Source organism: Chitinophaga sp. (assembly GCF_019236475.1).
Classification (GTDB): domain Bacteria; phylum Bacteroidota; class Bacteroidia; order Chitinophagales; family Chitinophagaceae; genus Chitinophaga.
Window position 1 is genome coordinate 230981 of record NZ_JAFAIX010000014.1, and the last position, 19841, is coordinate 250821.

General features: G+C 45.9%; 16 protein-coding genes. 12 read left to right on the forward strand and 4 right to left on the reverse strand.

Translation table 11 applies throughout. From position 1 onward, the window contains the following. The first annotated feature begins 21 nt into the window (after positions 1-21). From JO154_RS26190 to JO154_RS26210, 5 genes are all read left to right on the forward strand, one after another. Positions 22-3372 (forward strand): TonB-dependent receptor, encoded by a 3351-nt coding sequence (locus JO154_RS26190; protein WP_291952099.1) that lies wholly within the window; start codon positions 22-24, stop codon positions 3370-3372. Positions 3373-3381: 9 nt separating this feature from the next. Then, positions 3382-4920: a RagB/SusD family nutrient uptake outer membrane protein gene (locus JO154_RS26195; RefSeq protein ID WP_291952101.1), complete on the forward strand. Its 1539-nt coding sequence runs from the start codon at positions 3382-3384 to the stop codon at positions 4918-4920. Continuing rightward, positions 4901-6379: an aryl-sulfate sulfotransferase gene (locus JO154_RS26200; protein WP_291952104.1), complete on the forward strand. Its 1479-nt coding sequence runs from the start codon at positions 4901-4903 to the stop codon at positions 6377-6379. Before JO154_RS26195 ends, JO154_RS26200 begins: the two co-directional genes overlap by 20 nt. Positions 6380-6402: 23 nt before the next feature. Continuing rightward, positions 6403-7401 carry a c-type cytochrome gene (locus tag JO154_RS26205; RefSeq protein WP_291952106.1) on the forward strand — a complete coding sequence of 333 codons (999 nt, stop codon included), beginning with the start codon at positions 6403-6405 and terminating at the stop codon, positions 7399-7401. Between the two features lie 499 nt (positions 7402-7900). Continuing rightward, positions 7901-8362: a hypothetical protein gene (locus JO154_RS26210; protein ID WP_291952108.1), complete on the forward strand. Its 462-nt coding sequence runs from the start codon at positions 7901-7903 to the stop codon at positions 8360-8362. A 56-nt stretch (positions 8363-8418) separates the two neighbouring features. On the opposite strand, the gene JO154_RS26215 is transcribed toward JO154_RS26210, so the two are convergent. Beyond that, positions 8419-9033, reverse strand: a complete 615-nt coding sequence (locus JO154_RS26215; protein WP_291952109.1) for a hypothetical protein — start codon at positions 9031-9033, stop codon at positions 8419-8421. A gap of 20 nt (positions 9034-9053) precedes the next feature. Further along, positions 9054-12149 carry a lantibiotic dehydratase gene (locus JO154_RS26220; protein WP_291952111.1) on the reverse strand — a complete coding sequence of 1032 codons (3096 nt, stop codon included), beginning with the start codon at positions 12147-12149 and terminating at the stop codon, positions 9054-9056. A 238-nt stretch (positions 12150-12387) separates the two neighbouring features. Here JO154_RS26220 and JO154_RS26225 point away from each other — a divergent pair, with 238 nt between their 5' ends. The 5 genes from JO154_RS26225 (at position 12388) to JO154_RS26245 (ending at position 15081) form a co-directional block, all read left to right on the forward strand. Further along, complete coding sequence (locus tag JO154_RS26225) at positions 12388-12543, forward strand: hypothetical protein (protein WP_291952112.1); 156 nt, start codon at positions 12388-12390, stop codon at positions 12541-12543. A 31-nt stretch (positions 12544-12574) separates the two neighbouring features. Beyond that, positions 12575-12736, forward strand: coding sequence for a hypothetical protein (locus JO154_RS26230; protein WP_291952115.1), 162 nt, complete (start codon positions 12575-12577; stop codon positions 12734-12736). Between the two features lie 36 nt (positions 12737-12772). Continuing rightward, complete coding sequence (locus tag JO154_RS26235; RefSeq protein WP_291952117.1) at positions 12773-12964, forward strand: hypothetical protein; 192 nt, start codon at positions 12773-12775, stop codon at positions 12962-12964. Positions 12965-13119: 155 nt separating this feature from the next. Continuing rightward, positions 13120-14334, forward strand: a complete 1215-nt coding sequence (locus JO154_RS26240) for a lanthionine synthetase C family protein (protein ID WP_291952118.1) — start codon at positions 13120-13122, stop codon at positions 14332-14334. A 123-nt stretch (positions 14335-14457) separates the two neighbouring features. Further along, on the forward strand, positions 14458-15081 hold the full coding sequence (locus JO154_RS26245) for a response regulator transcription factor (protein WP_291952120.1): 624 nt from the start codon (positions 14458-14460) through the stop codon (positions 15079-15081). 877 nt (positions 15082-15958) lie between these two features. Here the strand turns inward: JO154_RS26245 and JO154_RS26250 are convergent. Beyond that, positions 15959-16480 (reverse strand): GNAT family N-acetyltransferase, encoded by a 522-nt coding sequence (locus JO154_RS26250; protein WP_291952122.1) that lies wholly within the window; start codon positions 16478-16480, stop codon positions 15959-15961. A 147-nt stretch (positions 16481-16627) separates the two neighbouring features. On the opposite strand from JO154_RS26250, the gene JO154_RS26255 reads away from it, so the two are divergent. After that, positions 16628-17089, forward strand: coding sequence for a hotdog fold thioesterase (locus JO154_RS26255; RefSeq protein WP_291952124.1), 462 nt, complete (start codon positions 16628-16630; stop codon positions 17087-17089). Positions 17090-17175: 86 nt separating this feature from the next. Here the strand turns inward: JO154_RS26255 and JO154_RS26260 are convergent, their stop codons facing one another. Next, entirely contained in the window at positions 17176-17949 is a 774-nt protein-coding gene (locus JO154_RS26260; RefSeq protein ID WP_291952127.1) for a porin family protein, read from the reverse strand. A 150-nt stretch (positions 17950-18099) separates the two neighbouring features. Here JO154_RS26260 and JO154_RS26265 point away from each other — a divergent pair, with 150 nt between their 5' ends. Beyond that, positions 18100-19752 carry a family 16 glycosylhydrolase gene (locus tag JO154_RS26265; protein ID WP_291952130.1) on the forward strand — a complete coding sequence of 551 codons (1653 nt, stop codon included), beginning with the start codon at positions 18100-18102 and terminating at the stop codon, positions 19750-19752. The last annotated feature ends 89 nt before the right edge of the window (positions 19753-19841 follow it).

Here is a 19841-nt window from a genome sequence, read left to right on the forward strand (position 1 = left end):
TAAATCAAAACTTGCAGAAGTATGCAGTTAAGCACTATTGCCAGTACCCGGCATGCAAATGACCGGCGTTTCATGAATCGTTCAAGGGTCAGCAAGCTACTGGCCCTGCTATGCCTCACCACAGGCATGCAGGCACATGCCGGCGCCCAAGAGCAGTTGGTGAGTCTATCCCTACACGATGCCTCCACAAAAGATGCATTCAGGGAAATTAGCAAACAAACAGGACTCAATATCCTGGCAGATGAAAGTCTGCTCGAAAAAGGCAACCGCTCCAACCTCGTTGTGAACAAGATGCCCGTATCAGAAGCCCTCAATCTCCTGATGCGCAATCAACCACTGACTTACTCCATCGAGAACGGCGCTATTATTGTTAAAACTAAAACGTCGGCACAACCGGCTACTACTCCGCCTCCACCAGTCGATATCCGCGGGGTAGTGACCAATGATAAAGGAGAACCCCTTCCCGGTGTAACCGTTACTGTTAAAGGTACCAAGCAGGGAACCATCTCCAAACCGGACGGTACTTTCCTTATCCACGCAGATGCCGGTGAAACCATCGAGTTTTCTATGGTAGGGTTCAGAACTTCTTCCGTAAAATTCGAGGGTAAAAATACTTCCTTGAAAGTGGTGCTGGAAGCCGATGTATCCCATCTCTCCGATGTGGTGGTAGTAGGTTATGGTACTGCTAAAAAGAAAGACCTGACTGGTTCTATCAGCTCCATCTCCAGCGATCAGATGAACAATGGTGGTGTGGTAAGCAATGCTGCCCAGGCTATCCAGGGACGCGCTGCCGGTGTACAAGTTAGCCAAAGCAACTCCGCTCCTGGCGGCCAAACCATCGTGCGCATCCGCGGCGGTAACTCTATCAAATCTACCAACGAACCACTGTATATCGTAGATGGGTTCCCGTCAGAAACAGGGAAAGACATCAACCCGAATGATATTGATGATATCCAGGTATTGAAAGATGCGTCCTCCACGGCGATCTACGGTTCCAGAGGCGCAAACGGGGTGGTGATGATCACTACCAAACGCGGTAAATCCGGTAAAGCCAATATCCAATACGATGGCTACATGGGTACCCAGCGCATCGCCAAAGAATATAATAAAATGAACGGCCTGGAGAATATGAAAGTGACGAATGCGAAGGCCAATGAAAAAGGGTTACCCGACTACTACACCGCTGCCGATCTGGCCAGCGGCAGAGATAACGACTGGTTCAAACTCGCTACCCGCCCAGGTCTGGTACAGAGCCACAACCTCAGCATCAGCGGTGGTAGCGGTCCTGATAGAGTGTCCCTTTCTGGTAACTATTTCAACCAGGAAGGCGCCCTCAAAAATACCAGCTATACCCGCTATTCTGTGCGATTGAACTACGACCGTCAATTTAGCGATCGCTTCAAAACCGGCGCTAACGTATACCTCTCTCACGCCTATACGAACTTTAAAACCTATGATGGGAATATCGTTCCGTCGAACGTGATGTATGGTGTGCTTACCGCATCACCTGCTATCCCGGTATACAATGATAATGGTACATTCGCGCGTTTCCACGGTAGAGATAACCCGCTGGCATGGCTGTTGGCCCCTACCAATGATCGTTTCGAGAATAAAGTAAACTTCAATGCGTACCTGGATTACAAGATCATCGAAGGGCTGAACTTCCGCGTCAACGGCGGTGTGGAAAATACCACCACCAAAGAGGGCACTTACCTGCCACGCGACCTGGTAGACGGTGAAAAAGTAGGAGGCAAAGCCAGTGTCAACGATCTCGCTACTTCCAGAAGCTTGATTGAAGGTTATTTTACCTATAGAAAGATCTTCAATAAAATCCACTCCATCAATTTCGTACTGGGTGCATCTTATCAGTATGATCAATACGATAAGCACTACTCCCTGGTGCAGAAATTCAGTACAGACGCTTATCTGTATCATAACCTGGACGCAGGTACGGAAAGATTGACCAGCAGCAGCCAAACCCTTCCTGGTAAAATGGCTTCCACTTATGGTCGTCTGAACTATACACTGTTTGATAAATATCTACTGACAGCCACTTTCCGCCGCGATGGCTCCAGTGCATTCGGCATGAACAAACGTTATGGCCTGTTCCCTTCTTTCTCACTGGCATGGAGAGCTTCCGATGAACAATTTATCAAAGATCTCAATATCTTCTCCAACCTGAAGATCAGAGGCGGTTACGGACGAACAGGTAACGACCGTATCGGTTATTATACCTACCTACCGCTGTTTGGCCCTACCAATGTATCGCTCGGTGAGGGCAGCGACAGCTATGGCGGTACCGTAGCTACACGTTTGCCGAATCCAAACCTGCATTGGGAAAGCACCGCACAAGTAGATCTGGGTATCGATATGGGCTTCTTCAATAATAAGGTCAATGCCACCATCGATTTCTATCGCAAGAAAACCAATGACCTGATCTTCGATATTCCAATCGGCGACTGGAACGGTTTCCAGACACAAACCGTGAATGCCGGTGCTATTGAAAACAAAGGGGTGGAACTGGGTATCAACACAGAAAACTTCCGCAGCAAACATTTCACTTGGAATACCACGTTGAATATTGCGTATAACAAACAGACCTGTTTAGATTTAGGTGGACTGCCATACATCATTACACAAACTGCCAATTTCTATGGCGGTCGTGGCCTGGACTTCACCAGACTGGCCCCAGGTCAGGAACTGAGCACCTTCTATGGTTATGTATATGACGGCGTTATCAAATCTGGTGAAGCACATCCTGCACAACCTAATGCTAAACCAGGCGATCCAAAGTACAAAGATCTGAGTGGCCCGAATGGCAAACCAGATGGTAAAATTGATGCCAACGACCGTACTTATCTCGGTCATGCCAACCCACATTACATCTACGGTATCAGCAATGATTTCACCTTTGGTAATTTCGATCTCTCCATCTTCCTGCAAGGCGCACTGGATTACAGCCTGTATAACGCCACCAGACTGGTACTCGAATCTGGCCCTGGTAAAGATGCGTTGAACCGCTGGACTACCAACAACGAGAATACAGACATTCCAAGAGATGGTTATTCCACTGCCTATGGCGGTATGGTGAATTCCCGTTTTGTAGAAAATGCTTCTTATCTGCGTTGTAAAATGGTCACGCTGGGATATAATGTTCCTACCGCCAGATCATTCCTGAAAGCGGTTAAAGGAATTCGTATATACGGCTCCGTACAGAACCTGTTTACCATTACAAAATACACAGGATCTGATCCGGAAGTGAACACCAATCTGAATAGCAGCGGGTCTAATGCCAACATGAACTCAGGTCTGGATTATACGGCCTTCCCTGCTTATCGCACTTATACGCTGGGCCTTAAAGTGAACTTTTAACCTGTAACGATGAGAAAAATGAAATTGAAATATATCGCACTGGCCGCCCTCCTGGCAGGAGCCACCGCCTGTGAGAAAACAGTAGAACCCAAGGTATATAGTTACCTGACCGGCGACAATGCCTTTATTACGCTGAGTGATGCCAAAGCGGCTGTCAATGGGGTTTACTCCCGATTGAAGCAACCTAGTGGCCGTTCTGATGCCTGGATGTATTATGCAGGTTTCCAGGTAACTATCTCTGATCTTACCACCGATATCGGTCATGCGAGTTCCGGTGGTGATGTAGGCTTGATGTCCGAATGTCAATGGGCGCCTGCCAATACCTACCTGGCTTTCGCCTGGCAGCACCAGTATAAACTGGTAACAGACGCCAATATCGCGCTGTATCATATTCCTAAAATGACTTCCCTGACGGATGATCAGAAAACCCAGTTCACCGCTGAGTTGAAATTTCTCCGCGCCCTCGGTTATGTAGATTTAACAGATGCTTTCGGGCCGGCAATCCTGGTAACGGAAGAAACAGTGGCGAAGAACGAAAGTAGCCCCGATTACACAGCGGCGCTCGCTCCTAGTCCGGTAGCAGACATCAATAAACTCATCATCAGCGACCTGGAATATGCCGCAGCGCATCTTCCAGTCAATTATGTCAGCAATCCTATTTACAGCACCAACGATATCGGACGCGCTTCCAAAGGGGCGGCTCTGTCTTTGCTCTGCAAGCTGTACATGCGCGAGCATGAGTGGCAGAAGGCACTGGACCTGACCACACAGGTAATGGCATTAGGGTATGATCTGTATCCTTCTTACTCCGGACTGTTTGCAGAAAAGAACAAATGGTGCCAAGAGAGCATCTTCTATGCCCTGGCAGATCCATTGACAGATGCCGTGGAAATCATGAACCACTTCGGTCCGCTGAACAATCCACAGGTAACAGACAGATGGCAGTATTTCGCCGTAACCTGGTATTTCTGGAACACGTTCGACAATAATGATGACCGTAAACAGATGTTCTATTACGATTATGTGGGTACGGATGGATTGCATTATATGCAGTCGCCAGATGGCTCTACGAAGCCGCCAGCCGGTTATTACTACATGCCGGATGTAGCCACCAAGAAGTTTGCAGATCCGAATGGATCTACTACTTATTATGATGGTCACGTATTCCCGATCCTGCGTTATGCGGATATCCTGTTGAGTAGAGCGGAAGCAATCAATGAGCTGAGTGGCCCTACACCAGAAGCCATCAGCCTGATTAACCGCGTGAAAGGTCGTTCACATGCGCCTTTGCTGGCGGATGCGAGCACTTTCACAAAAGATGCATTGCGTGATGCTATTTTGCAAGAACGCGGCTGGGAATTCTTCTTTGAATGCAAACGCCGTCAGGACTTGATCCGCATGGGTAAATATGATGCGGTAGTCAACAAATATCTGAAAGCAGTGAACCTGACACCAACGATCGTTATGCCAAGAGATAAATATTTCTCTTATCCGCAGGCACAAACAGATATGAACCATAGTCTGAGCAATGGCGACAGACGAAATTAAGGGAGACACGATGCTCATGAATCAATTTCATAAAACTCAGCGTAGGCTGCCACTATTTTCAGTGGCAGCCTCATTGCTGCTGGCCTTGACCGCTTGTTTCAACCAGCGCAGTAACGATGTAACAGCCATTACCCTCCGGCCGGCAGGAGAAAATGCACTGAAAGTCATTGCGGCCGTGCAGTGTACAGATACTACAGATGCAGCCGTCGTGTATTGGCCTAAAGGAAAAGAACAGCAAAAAATACAAACGCCATTATCCAAGCATCAGCTCCAACACCAGCTCATTCTGACAGGATTGGCGCCCGCCACTGCCTATGAATACAAGATATTGACCGGCCATGGCAGTCGTCTCAAGGAAAGTAAAATGTATGATTTTACCACCAACAGCCTGCCCTTGTGGCTGAAGGACATCTTCCAGGTAGTATGCCCGGATAGTTCCGTACTTCCGGCCTCCTTTAAAACCGGGTATGTGCTGCTGACGAAAAGAGATGATCCTGGTATGGTTTGTATGGTCAATGCCAAGGGAGCGCTTGTCTGGTATCACCAAGTTCAAGGAACGGGTTATAAAGTGGCTCGCTTCACCAAAAACCATACGGTACTGGGTTTATTGGGTGGTCCGGCATACGAAACCAGCTATGGCGATCAGATCCTGGAGGTTTCCCTCACTGGCGATACACTGCTAAACCTGAAGAAAGGACAAAATGATTTCAAACAGACTATCCACCACGAAATCCTGGAAAACGAAGCGGGACAATTGATTACGCTTTGTGTAGAAGAGAAAGTAATGGACCTGCGTCGTATAGGCGGCAGCGTTAATGATACGATTAAGGGAGACGGCATTCTCTTGTTAGATCGACAGGGACACCAAGTATGGAAATGGACGGTATTTGATGCCATAGATCCTTTACTGGATAAGAATATTCTAAAAGACAAGCACGATTGGATGCATGCCAACTGTATCGCTATCGACAAGGATGGCAACTATCTCATTTCTTTTTACAACAATGGCCAGATCTGGAAAATCGATGCCCATAGCGGCAAACATATCTGGACATTCGGTAAAAACGGAGACTTCCAACTGCCAGACAGTGCTTACTTTGATCAGGCACATGCCGTACATATCAATCGCCAGGGCAATCTAATGTTCTTCGATAATGGTGTAAGTAAAAAAACATCTCGTACATTGGAATTCCGGCTGGACCAACAACAACATACAGCCGTTCCCGTTACCGATACCAAATTGCCACCAGAGTACTATAATGAACGCATGGGCAGCAGCTACTACGTGGGCGATTCCTCGATACTGGTATGTGCCACCAAACGCAATACAGTGGTACTCACCAATCTGCAAGGGCGTTTCCAATGGTTGATTAAAACAGGGATGTCTTCTTATAGAGCCAGCTTTATCCCAGCGGAATTAGTAGCGCCATATATCAATCGGCCCGGCTTTGAACATTAATTATTTAATTTAAAATACTCCCGATGAAACGCATCGTCATTGTACTAGCCATCTTGGGAATAACAGGCGTAATCGCTGTTTCTTCCTGTGGTCCTGAAGCCGAAGGCAAATCGGACAATAAACCTGTTGCTGCAAAAGAAGAGGAAGCGCATATTACCATTGATCTCAAAGATATTCCGGCTGACCAGTTTGGGGAATCTGTTCGTTATGGTCGGGAATTGATGCTGCATACGGCGCAATTTATCGGCCCGAAAGGAAGTGCAGGTAAATTTACCGGAAACCTGATGAGTTGTACCAATTGTCACCAGGATGCTGGTACCAAACCGTTTTCCTTCAACCTCCTAGCCTCTCACGGTCATTATCCGCAATATCGCGCCAGAGAAGGGAAAGTACTGACCCTCGCAGAGCGGATCAACAACTGTGTAACGCGACCGCATAATGGAAAACCATTACCGCTAGACAGTAAGGAAATGGTGGCCTTCCTCTCCTATCTGAAATGGATCAATACCTATGCACCAAAAAACAAGTCCTATTTCGGTGAAAAGAACCGTAAGCTGGACCTGCCCACCACTGCGGCCAATCCAGAAAACGGACGCGTATTGTTTGAGCAGAACTGTGCCCGTTGTCACGGTAAGGATGGGGCCGGACAGTTAAACCCTGAACAAACCGCCTATACTTACCCTCCACTCTGGGGAAAAGAGTCGTATCAGCCGGGGTCTAGTATGCATAGGGTCGTAAAACAGGCAGAATGGTTGAAAAACAATATGCCTTATGATAAGGTACAGAATGGCGTAGTACTCTCAGATGCAGAAGCATTGGACATCGCTGCTTATGTCAACAACGACGAAATTCATTCCCGTCCAAATCCAAAAAGTTTTGATTATCCGAATATCAAGGAAAAGGCTATAGACTACGATCATGGCCCTTTTCCGGATACTTTTACGGCAGCACAGCATAAGTATGGGCCTTATCAGCCTATTATTGATTACTGGAAGACGAAGGGATGGAAGGTGTCTCTCTAAAATTGGATTTTATTTTTTCGTCGTCCCTGCCCGTTGGGCAGGGACGACAGCCAGGAGCGTTTTGTTTCCCTTCCTTTGGACAAATTTGACGACAGCCAGGAGTGTTTTGCCTCCCTTCCTTTGGGCAAATTTGACGACAGGCAGGAGCGTTTTGTTTCCCCTCCCTTTGGGCAAATTTGACGACAGCCAGGAGCGTTTTGCCTCCCTCCCTTTGGACAAATTTGACGACAGCCAGGAGCGTTTTGCCTCCCTCCCTTTGGGCAAATTTGACGACAGCCAGGAGCGTTTTGTTTCCCCTCCCTTTGGACAAATTTGACGACAGGCAGGAGCGTTTTGCCTCCCTTCCCTTTGGGCAAATTTGATGAACAACTGCCTTTTGATACCGCCTGGTATTTTATACGGGAAGCCCTTCAGCATTGGTAATTATTAAACCAAATATCCTTTTGGCGTGTTTGTGTTATGGGAAAAGCTATTCCATCCACCAATTAAACATGTAATTATGAAACCTGCAGGTTATTTCCTGGTGCTGGCTGCTACGCTGGCAGTAGCATGCCAAAATCCACAGAAACACGACGAGAAAGAGGCCGTTAAAAAAGCCAACGAGGCGGCTGAAAATGCTCGGAATGCCGCAGCGTCTCAGGCAGCTAGCGATGTCAGCGCTGTAAATGCTGCAACCGCTGCTATTCAAGCTAATATCGATGCAGCCATGGCTAAAATTGCTGTGCCAGACTTTAAGAAACAAAATGCGAAATCATTGGCATTGGAATTTCATAAATATCTTTCTGACCTAATCAATACGAACAGCGGTAGAAAAGCAAAAGAGTATATGGACAAAATCGAGGATTTGAAAAAGGATTTTGAAAAGAAAGAAGCGGCAGCGAAGCTGGATCCTGAAGATCAAACTAAATTAAGAAAATATGTAAACGATATGGTGGTGGCGGTAGAGCAAGCCAATCCATGATATCTGATAAATAAAAAGGGACTGACTTTTCTAGGTCAGTCCCTTTTTAATGCGCTTCATTTTGTGTATAGCGGGGAGCGTTTCACCACATATTCCAATGCATCTTTATAGGAGTCTGCCATATTCCAAAACGCCTTCCTGTTTTGATTATAGATCGTTTCTCCCTGGTCGTTGTAGATTTTGAAATCTACTGTAGTCTGGTAGTTTTGTGTATGCGTGGCATAACTGGAAGATTGTTTGTTATCATCTCCCTTGTTGTTATAGTTGGAATTGCCGTAGCTGGTGGAAGATGTTTTCACCAATGACACTGCGCCATCTACAATGTACTGTACGCCCAACACTTTACAGAGTTCATCCATCGTATAGTTGATGAGGGTAGCCTTAGTGATACCAGCCTTATGTAACAACACATCTGTTCTACGTGTAGGCAGGAAAGAATATATGCCTGGACGTTTGGTGAACAATGCAAAACATTCGTTCTGTATCTCCATACTGGCTTCTTCGCTGGCTGGTTCTCCATCTTTCAGAAAAGTGAAAGGCAGGATGGCCACTTTATTTCGCCTATCTTCCACAGTAGTGGCAACGGGGCCGGCAGTGTCTTGTACATTATTCTGAGCAGGAACAGTTACCGTCGATAGCATAGAAATGACAAAAGCGAAAAAGCGATTCATATTTGAGCATTAAAAGTTCCTTAGGAAATCTGTTTAATTTTCTCCTGCTTTTTCATTCTAGCCAGTTGTGATTGATAATATCTGTCTAAGAAATGATAGATGACCAGTTCATGTTTCCGCTGGCCAGCCAGCAGGAAGCGATTCAAGAACATATGGATATAGCTGGATAACAACTCATATTTTTCCATATTTGCCTGCTCCGCAATAGCCGCCTGCATGCGTAACTTACGCTGTTCCATCAACGCCAGTACTTCTTCGGGAAGTTCTCCTGTGAGCATAGTACTTAATTCGGCTGACTCCTTCCTGTATTTATCATTTAACAACTGTTGGAGCGATTTGTTGCCATTGAACTCCTTAAAAAATCCTTGTTGCAATTGCTGCATGTATTGCGATTTCTCTTCCAGACTAAAGGAGAAGATATCCAATAGCTGGTCTGTGCCTACCACACCCAGTTTCCAGCGATAATCCTCTCCGGCCTCTTCATCCAATAGTTGGGTGATGGCCAGTACAAAATCGCTGTCTATATGAAAAATGGATTCGCTGAAATCCATGGTATGCGCGCCATAGCGCTCAATTTCCCGAACATAGGTATCAGTTTGCACTTTATGGATCAGGGCTGCATTTTCGGCCTCCTGCAATGCGCCGTATAGCCGTTGCAGTACGACCTGCCAAAAGTCGCTCCGAGTGCTGTTATAAAATCTTATGCGCAGATGATGATCCGGATCTGTATAGCGGATAAAGAACCATTTTTCGATCACTTGCTCTTCCTGTAACCCTGTTACCAATGGTTGTAAAATCTCTCTCAGCATATCTTCTGCCGTTCTGGAGCCACAGTACATTTTAACGTATAGCCATTCACTACCGGTAAGGAATGAACGTTGTACCACAGGATTATTTAGGGAGACAGCCGGTAATCCGATAGCCCCTTCTTCATTAAACAACGGTAGGATGATCTCATTGGTATAATGCCCTCCAGGGCCCGTTACCCAGCATTGATCGGCTGTTTGCAAGAATTCCTGGAGCGTTACCTGGCTGGATTTATCCATTATTTTACCCAACAAGTGACGGGAAGCAATACAATCCAGATCGATGACCAGTTCATTATCCCCTTCTGTTACCAATACAAACCGGGGCAGCTCCCACTCTTTGCAAAATTGTGTTATCTCTTGCATATAACTCCCAGGCTTATACGTAGCCTCCTTTTTGCGCCACTTCCACATCCTTTTGCTAAGGATACACTTGCCGAAGGTTACCCTTGGGAGTGCGGACCAGTCGTCCGGGATCAGCCATTGCCAACCAAAGCCGGGATGATAGTCCTGGTGTTGAAGATCGCAGAGAAATCTATAGATAGGAAGACCGTTTCGGTAGTTATGGGCCGTGCTGAGTCGGGGGATCACCCATTTATTCAGTCGCTTGGAGCGCAGGCGCACTTTTCCTCCGTGTACGCTCACCAGCAGATCATCCACATGGATTTGATGATCTAAAGGCGTTTCGCTGGCCGCGAGGTAGACAATCTCATATTTGCGCAGATGTGGGCGCATGAGAATATTGCCTGTTCTGGATTCTGGGAGGTGTGCAATTTCTGCAAAGATAGCATCCGGTTGTTGGGCCTCCTCTTGTTGGAGGGTGGCGGTAACATGTTGGAGCAGCGCAGGATCACCGTGACAGAAGCGTCCGAGGAGGTTGGCCGCGGAAGGGCCACTACAACCGCTCATATCAAACTGGTACTCCCCTGCGTCTATGGCGGCGGCATCTTTTGCTAAGAGTTTCCCCATGATGTACATGCTGCCTGGGTATTTCTTAGTGCCGGTTTCTGTAAGGGTACTAATATCTTCTTCCTTCAGTATGATATGGGTTTCGCCTTTAGCACTGCATTCCTGCAGTCGTTGGAGCTGGAAGTACAGCATCTTTGACCGTTGTATAGGATCATTGTTTTCAGATCCGGGCAGTACCAGGTCGTCCAGGAGCGGGGTATGATCAGATCCGGGGCCGCTGTTGCTGCCGTAGCCGATGCCCGCTTCTGTATCGAGGGCGAGTTGCAAGGGGATCTCCTGACCATCGTAGCGGAGCGAGAACGCGTTGATAAACTGATCAATATCCGGCGTCATACCGGGTCTGGCGAGTTGTAATAAGGTGGAAGTCTGCGCTGCCAGTTCCGCCGTCACCTGTGTGGAGAGCTGATTGCGGTGGGTGTGCAGGATGAGATCCGTTTGTAACAGATCTTTATTACTGGTGTTGGGCAGTAGTTCCTTTACAATCTGGCTAATCTGCGTATATGCATGTATGTTAGGCTGCCGGAGTAGATCCCGGATAACGATCAGTTTGTGGTAGATCTCTGTTGCCTCCGGGATGGTGGAAAGTCGGGTGCAGAGCCGGGTAAAAAATTCCTGTCCAGTCACGGTGGCTTCCAATTCACTTACCAGTAACTGATTAGCAATGAGTTCTTCCGTAAATTCAGCCGCATCATACCAGGTAATATCATTTTCCTCGCTGACGATGGACTGCCGTATGGCTTCCAGTGTAGCGCCACTGGAGGCTTTACTGAGAATGGTTTGGAGGTATTCGCTTTTATTAACGGCTGTCAGGAAGTAATTTCTGTATTTGTTCCGGATGGTGTAGGCCGCAAAACGGAACCTGTTGCCAGAAGCATAGATGGAATTATTGGGATAGAACAGCAACTGCTCCTTTATTTCCGGGATGGCCGTAATGGAGGCAGCCAGTTCCGCTACATAGTTCATATCCAGGCGGCAATGGCGGAGGTGTTCTTCCGGGGCGCCCAATTCCAGCGACGTATAGTCTTTCACGTTACCAGTGGCACATCCCGCGAAAAGCCCGTATGGCGTACAACGTGCCACCATACGCAATAGGTATCGGTACAAGGACATCGTTAGTTTGGCGGTATCTTTTTCGCTGAGGGTATTGCCTTCCATCCAGCGTTTCATTTCCTGGAAAAGTTCCGGGGAGGCGATATAAATAGCATCCTGTAGGACGGGATCAGAAAACAGCTCCTTCATAGCAGCAGCAAGGTTTTCCGGTGTAAGGTGGACCAGGCGGTCCAGGTATTCAACAGGCAGTAATGGTGTTCTTACTGCGTAAAAATTTTCTGAGCGGGTCATGGTTATTTTTTCAACGTAAGGCAATGAAGGTAAATGTTAATGCCTTGGCGGAACATCCCGTAAAACCGTGATATTTCAAGTTTAAACACCTAATTAAAAATCACGCTTTTCCGTGATTATCTGCAATGTAGTTTGTTCCTACTTTTATGAAACAGCCTGTAAAAAACCTGTAAACAAAAATTATTGTCCTCGAAATAAACCGCTTTCACATTTATCACTTAATCTATAAAAATTGGTTATGAGAAAAACAACAGCAAAAAAGTTAAAGCTGAACAAGATCACAGTTGCTAACCTGGACAACAGTCGCGATGTAAATGCAAAAGCGCCTACTAACATTGGCTGTACCGCATTTGGTAAATGTCCACCACCAATTTCAAATAATACTTGTTTCTAATTCCACATTAACCGTTAAAACACACCTCGTCATGAAAAAAGCTGTAGTTAAAAAATTGAACTTAGGTAAAATTAAAGTTGCTGACCTGGGCAAAAAAGCCAGTGCTAATATGGCGGAAGGATTTTCTTCCATCAAATGGGCCTGCCCTAGCCAAGGTGCACCTATCTGTAGCGTAGATTCCTGCAGACACTAAAACGTTGATTTTTCATTCGCATAAAAATTCCGTTTTATGAAACAGTCAACTCAGAAAAAATTACAACTGGGAAGAATCAAATTAGCTAGCCTTTCTGCTCAGCCACAGGCAATTGCTAAAGCGATTACTGTTGCAACCTGCACACTCAGATGTGTAGATGGTGGTAACTTTGCTGCCAACACCAGCATGGGCGCACCTATTTGCAGCATTGATTCCTGCAGATTCTAATCCCTACCCGGTCGCCTGTATGGCTGCCGGCGGATATGCAGTCCCGGCATCTACCAAAATGGCATATGCCCCCTGTATTCACAATTAATCTATTGGCAAAACATGTACGCATACAGTACATGTTTTGCCTTTTTTAGTCATAAATCAATAAACATATGGATGATAAAAAAGTGGCAGCCGCCATACTGGAAGATATCAGCAGAGAACTGACCCAATTCGCCGCCGAGGCAGAATTTCCAAGCTTGCTGGGAGGATATTCCGGTACTGCCCTCTTCTTTGCCAATTATTACCAGTTAACCGGAAACGAAGCGTATCTTGATATTACCTATAATACGATACAAAGGAGTCTGGATGCGATATCCTCCGTTGCGCTCCCTGGCTCTCACTGCGGTGGACTTTCAGGCGTTGCCTGGCACCTGTTGCACCTCGCCAACACAGGCTACATAGATCCTGCAGACCTGGATGAAACCTTTGGGGATATGGATGCCACATTGGCCAAATACATGCAGGATGAGATAGAAAATAATAAAATGGATTTCCTCCATCAGGGATTGGGGGTAGCCCTTTATTTCTTAGAACGACTCCCCTCCCCAGCCGCCCACCAACAGTTGGAGCACTTAGTGGCAGCTTTGGGTCAACATGCGATTAAACTGCCAACTGGTATTGCCTGGAGAGATCAGTTTTCTACGCTCAGCCTGGAGCAAGAGGACCGAACCCTCTTTAACCTGGGACTGGCACATGGTAATCCGGCTATCATTTCCATACTGTCACGCATATACGAAAAAGGCATTGCACAGGACATCATTCCTGGCATCATCACCCCTGCTGTAGAATGGCTCTTAGGTACTCGAAAAGCAGCGCCAGAACCAGGAAGATCCCTGTTTCCTGTAATGGTAGATGATGCGGGTGAGCCAGCCGGAGATATCAATAGTAGACTGGGATGGTGTTATGGAGATATGGGAATTGCGCAAGCCTTACTGGATGCAGGGGAACGCATGCAAAAGCCAGCATGGACGGCCCAAGCTGCTGACATCTTCACCTATATCGCCAATAACCGAGATATAAAAAACGGCGCCATACATGATGCGTGCATGTGTCATGGAAGTGCCGGGGTGGCGTTAATGATGCAGCAGGCAGGCATCCGGTTACAGGATAACAAGTTAAAGGAAAGCGCTGCGAACTGGTATCAGACGGTAACGCAACAGAATACCTGGACAGATGGCGCAGCCGGTTATAAATTCTATCATTATCCGGATTTTGTAGCAAGCCATAATATGCTGGAAGGTATCAGTGGGATTGGGCTTTCCCTCATGCACTTCCTCGAACCGGAAATGAATCCTACCTGGGCATCTGCCATGTTGATCGGATAAATTTATCTTGCAACGATTTTTTTTCTATCTTAGAGAATACAGCAAATGAAACCTATTTAAGATAACCCGACTCGGCTATGCCACGAAAAAAACCGCAAGCCCTCAACGCAAACAAGAAAAACCATGGCCCAACTCTTTTTTGTAGATGATCATCCATTGATCCTTGAAGGATTAAGAGCGCTGTTGCACCAGGAACCTGGGATGGAAATAAAAGGAGAAGCTAGGACCGGCCGCACCTGCCTGCAGTTTCTGGCCAGCAATCCTGTGGACCTCGTTATGCTTGATACTGCCTTACCTGATATGCAGTCCGCAGAATTATGTGCCACTATCAAAAGACAGTATCCATCCACCAGTATCCTCGCACTCAGCTACAGTAAACATGACAGCAACATTGAACGAATGATGGAGAATCATGCCAGCGGATGCCTGATCAAGAATGCGGATAAACAGGAATTACTGACTGCTATTCACACCATTATGGAAGGACGTACCTTTCTCTCCCCCGAACTGGCCGCAGATGCCAGATTTGGGAAATCCAACCTGCATATTACCAAAAGGGAAAAAGAAGTGCTTTCCCTCATCGCAGATGGACATACCAATCATGAAATTGCCGTGAAATTATTCATCAGCTCCGATACGGTCGACAGTCACAGGCGCAACCTGATGGGAAAACTGAATGCCCGCAATACCGCGATGCTGATCAAGTGCGCATTTGCACACCGATTGCTAACAGATCTCAGTTTCTAAATGAAACTAAAAAGGCGTCTCCATAAAAATGAGACGCCTTTTTAGTTTTGTTACTTGCTGGAATTAGCTGGTGGCTTATCCCATTACTGCTGGTGAGCAGTTGAAAGAACAAATTGTCATACATACGCGGCTGCAGCTAGAATTGCTGAGCATTTGAACGTTGTCGCTTTGTACTTTTGACAATTGCGCAATTTTAATGACACCAAGTTGGATCTTTTTTGAATTTGCAGGTTTCATCTTTGGGTGATTTTAGGGTAATAAAAGTTGCTAATAAACAAACGCCGCTGGTTGCGGCGTTCGTAATTTTTTTCAACTCGGAATTACAGTGTGCAAACGAATACTCCTGTTGGGCAATTCTGAGAGCAAATTGTTGGACAAATATGGCCGCAGCTAGAGTTGCTTACCATAGCGTTGTTACCGCCTTGTACATTAGACAATTGTGCAATTTTGATTACACCCAGTTGGATTTTTTTTGAATTTACAGGTTTCATTTTCGTGTGATTTTAGGGTAATAAAAGTTTTAACATGAAGCGCCGCTGAACGCGGCGTTTGTTGTTTTTCCTTTCTGGAATTATAGGGTACAAACAATAAATCCAGTTGGGCAATTCTCGGAGCAAATTGTTGGGCATACATGGGCGCAACTGGAATTACTTACCATTGCGTTGTTACCGCTTTGTACGTTAGACAATTGTGCAATTTTGATTACACCCAGTTGGATTTTTTTTGAATTTACAGGTTTCATTTTTGTGTGATTTTAGGGTAATAAAAAAATGTCTGTACTCCAAATTACCAAGTATCTTTCATAGTATTATTACCGTTTACAAAAATCACGGAAAAACGGGAGATGCATATTCACAGCTACTTACAGCGCATCCTCCTATGCTAACGTTTTCTTCATCATGATATCTGTCTGTTCCTCCTCGCCAAACATAAAAATATGTTTATCGAAGGGCACAAAGCCATTCTTAGTATAAAAATTTACCGCCCGATGATTATCTTCCCATACTCCTAACCAGATATAAGCACGTTGTTGTAATCGCGCTATTTCCAACGCCTTTTCATATAGCAATTGACCTACTTTCTTACCATGGTATTCGCTCTTCACATAGATACGTTCTATTTCCAGTGCGGTTTCATCCTGTTTTTCCGTTTGCGCTTTACCGGTATTTAATTTCAGATACCCAACCGGCGTATTTTCTTCCCAGGCAATGAAAAAGAACGAATCAGGATTACGCAGCTCTGCGCTTATTTTCTCCTCACTGAAACTCTTCTCCAGGTACTTTTGCATATTCTCTTCCGTATTGTGAGGTGCAAACGTTTCGAAAAATGTTTGTTTTCCTATCTGCTGTAAAGTAGCCAGATCATTTATGGTGGCGCTATTAATGGTTATCTGTTGCATGCTCATTAGTATTTTTGACTCACCCAAATTTACCCATATATTAGATACGATTCGTCAACTGACGCTGGTAGTAATATAGCCCTCCAGGCGACTTATCGTCTTCCTATAAAAATTCCCTATCTTCCACTTCCACATCAAACCAATCATATGGCTAATGAAACAATCTGGCATACATCCACTACTGCCACCGCATTGAATGAGAAAGGGAAATCCACGATGAATGAGCACTTGGGAATGGAATTTACCGAAGTAGGCCCTAATTATCTTCGTATACGCATGCCCGTAGATCATAGAACGGTACAAACTTATGGCATCCTGCATGGAGGCGCTTCCTTAGCGCTGGCGGAAACAGTGGGTAGTATTGCGTCTACGCTGGTGATAGATCCCACCACCACCATTTGTGTTGGTATGGAGATAAATGCCAATCACATACGCAGCGCCCGTTCGGGATATGTGCACGGAACCGCTACCCCTATCCACCTCGGCGGTAAAACACATATCTGGGAAATCAGGATCGTGGATGATGAACAACGACTGGTATGTATTTGTAGGCATACGGTGGCTATTCTGGAAAGAGCTGGTCACTTTGCTGCGAGTAACGCGGGATAGTAAAGCGATGCGTGTCTCCCTAAAAATATCAAAAGCGGCCACCTCACTAGGAGATGACCGCTTTCTTAATAATTGCCTGCTATTGATTACTGCTTAATGCGATAAGCATAGCCCAACATGGCAGTACCTGCGCCAATGTTGTTTTTACCATTCGCTTCTCCTTTCTGGATGTTCAGGAAACCGTAGTTACCACCACCTTCAATGAAGACCTGGTTTCTGCCAAAATGATACGCCAGACCGATGTTACCGCTGATACCAACGTTGAAAGTATGCAACTGATCTTTGATGTTCTGCGTATTGTCGAATGACCGTACGCCTACCGCCTGCAAAGGCTGTGTACCCGCAGGGTCCAGGAACCATTGGCTACTACCGCTGGTCACCTGTTTAGCAGATACCAGTAAACCCACGAAAGGTCCTGCATCTACGTACAGGCGGAGTGGTGATTTGCCCAGATTCCAGCCAAATTTCGCCAGGATAGGCAACATCAAATAATTGATCTTCGCCTCGCTTTTGAAATCTCCATAGAGATACGTTGGAGCAGGGTTAGGTGCAAAAAATGGCTTCGCCTGATCAGGTGTCGGGAATGCCTGCATGCCTTTCTTCTGGCCACCCTGTGAAGAGTATTCCAGCATCGGCTGAATAGAGAATAGTTTACTGATATGGAATTCAGCAAATACTCCGAAATCAGGCCCCAAGCGGGATGAATAACCTTCATTCAAGGGATTGGTGGAACTTCCACCTGCAGATAATTTGGGGATACTGATACCAGCCCTCGCCCCTAAGTCGATCTGCTGTGCATGGACACCCACGCACAACAACAATGCTGTTGCCAGCAAAAGAGAAAACTGTTGGATTTTCATGGTTTCTTGATTGTAACTAATTTCTAAAGTTAACCATTTGATCAATACCGTTCATAATCGAACCTTCCGCACATCATATATTCTTGTACTATTCATAAAAATGACCCATTTTTGAGCATCGCAGATGCTGCATGAACAATGATTTGAACAATGAAAAAAAGACTATTCCCGGCCATCGGCGCCGATCGCAGCCCATTACACTTTATTAGGCAAACAGGTTTGTTCCTGTTATTCATTTTGCTGACCACCCAAGTTGTCTTGGCACAATCTTCAGCAAACCCATCCTTGTTACAATTAAAAGGCACCCGTAGTTGGATTAAAGTGACCTGGATACAACCAGCCAATGCTACCAGTTATCGTGTATACTGGTCTGTTACGAACAAACAACCGAATACTCCAGGTGCTACCCTGCCTGCCAATAGTAATCGGTACTATATCCAACAAGTAAAACCGGCTACCAAGTATTATATTTGGGTGGAAACAACTACTCCTGAAAAGAAAGGCAAAACCCTTACAGGCAACGTGATCACCCAAACGAAATGGTCGATCGACAGTCAAGAGGTTCGTCAATTGGACATCCCCAGTTCTGCTGCCGTTCCAGCCGGCATGAAACTTTTCTGGCATGATGAGTTCAATGATGAAATGCTGGATAGAAACAAATGGCATACGGTATATTATTCCAATATCGATTTTCTCAATAAAGTGAATATGGACGCCATGTTGGGCGACAGTCTACCTGAAGCTGCCTATCATTTCTCCGGCCACTCCATTGATATTTTCACGAACGATTCGCTCCCCCTTAAAGCATATTATCCTGCCAACGGCAGAAAGATCTCGTCTCTCCAAACCTACGACTGGCGCACCAATGAAAACCTCCTGGACAATAGCAGGGGCGGTTACTTTGAAGTACGCGTGAAACGCAGTTTTACGGGCAAGCCGCAGGGACTCAATACCGCCTACTGGTTCGACTCTCCAGGACCTGATCTGAAATATTACCTGCAAGAAGGCACTACCCGCAATGGCACTACTGGCGTACGTCCAAAAGGACAGGTGTTTGAAATCGATGTATTCGAAAACCTCGATGCACAGTTTGTATTGCATGGGCATGTTGATAGCCTGGGTAATTTCGTACACAACCTGAATACGCATATTGCCACTGGCATTGAACATAAAGACCAATGGGTCACACACGGTATTCTTTGGACACCTACCAGTATCAGTCATTATATCAATGGTAAATTGATAAAAGCTTACACCAATAAACACGAGATCTACTCTCCTAACCACTTCATGAACGTATTCCTGGGAAGCTATGGCGGTGGCGGATCTGTACATATGGAAGTAGATTATATCCGTGGCTACCAATGGGCCCTCGAAGGCGGCAATGAACTCCCTAACCCTGGCTTCGAAGCTAACGACAACCTGCTACCGTGGGAAGGTAACGGCACACTCACCCAAACGGGTATACGTAGTGGCAAACAGGCACTGGTACTGAAACCTGGACAGGAAATCGAACAATACGTTTACTTGAATAATAATACCGATTATAAATTATCCTATTGGCAGCAAGGTAACGGTGAAGTATATACGACTGTAGAAGACATGAAGCTTGTGACGGGGGATCTGACACCAACCGCGTCCCTCCGCACCGCTGCTGGCAATACTTTCAAAAACCATACGCTTAACTTTCATTCCGGTAAGGAATACGGCCATGATATGAAAACGGTCCATATTCACTTCAAAAACACTGGTAAGAATGATATTATCTTAGATGATGTGACGATCATAAAATCCAACAAATAATATCGACGCATAAAGAGCACCCTTTTTACTACATCCCTGACATATGCATGTGTCAGGGATTTTTATTTACACAAATAAATGAAATTCAA

Coding starts and splice junctions, on each gene's coding strand:
- JO154_RS26220 (WP_291952111.1), bottom strand. CDS start 12,149: ATGACCCGCTCAGAAAATTTTTACGCAGTAAGAACACCATTACTGCCT.
- JO154_RS26255 (WP_291952124.1), top strand. CDS start 16,628: ATGGCTAATGAAACAATCTGGCATACATCCACTACTGCCACCGCATTG.
- JO154_RS26260 (WP_291952127.1), bottom strand. CDS start 17,949: ATGAAAATCCAACAGTTTTCTCTTTTGCTGGCAACAGCATTGTTGTTG.
- JO154_RS26195 (WP_291952101.1), top strand. CDS start 3,382: ATGAGAAAAATGAAATTGAAATATATCGCACTGGCCGCCCTCCTGGCA.
- JO154_RS26225 (WP_291952112.1), top strand. CDS start 12,388: ATGAGAAAAACAACAGCAAAAAAGTTAAAGCTGAACAAGATCACAGTT.
- JO154_RS26190 (WP_291952099.1), top strand. CDS start 22: ATGCAGTTAAGCACTATTGCCAGTACCCGGCATGCAAATGACCGGCGT.
- JO154_RS26265 (WP_291952130.1), top strand. CDS start 18,100: ATGAAAAAAAGACTATTCCCGGCCATCGGCGCCGATCGCAGCCCATTA.
- JO154_RS26205 (WP_291952106.1), top strand. CDS start 6,403: ATGAAACGCATCGTCATTGTACTAGCCATCTTGGGAATAACAGGCGTA.
- JO154_RS26215 (WP_291952109.1), bottom strand. CDS start 9,033: ATGAATCGCTTTTTCGCTTTTGTCATTTCTATGCTATCGACGGTAACT.
- JO154_RS26240 (WP_291952118.1), top strand. CDS start 13,120: ATGGATGATAAAAAAGTGGCAGCCGCCATACTGGAAGATATCAGCAGA.
- JO154_RS26245 (WP_291952120.1), top strand. CDS start 14,458: ATGGCCCAACTCTTTTTTGTAGATGATCATCCATTGATCCTTGAAGGA.
- JO154_RS26230 (WP_291952115.1), top strand. CDS start 12,575: ATGAAAAAAGCTGTAGTTAAAAAATTGAACTTAGGTAAAATTAAAGTT.
- JO154_RS26200 (WP_291952104.1), top strand. CDS start 4,901: ATGGCGACAGACGAAATTAAGGGAGACACGATGCTCATGAATCAATTT.
- JO154_RS26210 (WP_291952108.1), top strand. CDS start 7,901: ATGAAACCTGCAGGTTATTTCCTGGTGCTGGCTGCTACGCTGGCAGTA.
- JO154_RS26235 (WP_291952117.1), top strand. CDS start 12,773: ATGAAACAGTCAACTCAGAAAAAATTACAACTGGGAAGAATCAAATTA.
- JO154_RS26250 (WP_291952122.1), bottom strand. CDS start 16,480: ATGCAACAGATAACCATTAATAGCGCCACCATAAATGATCTGGCTACT.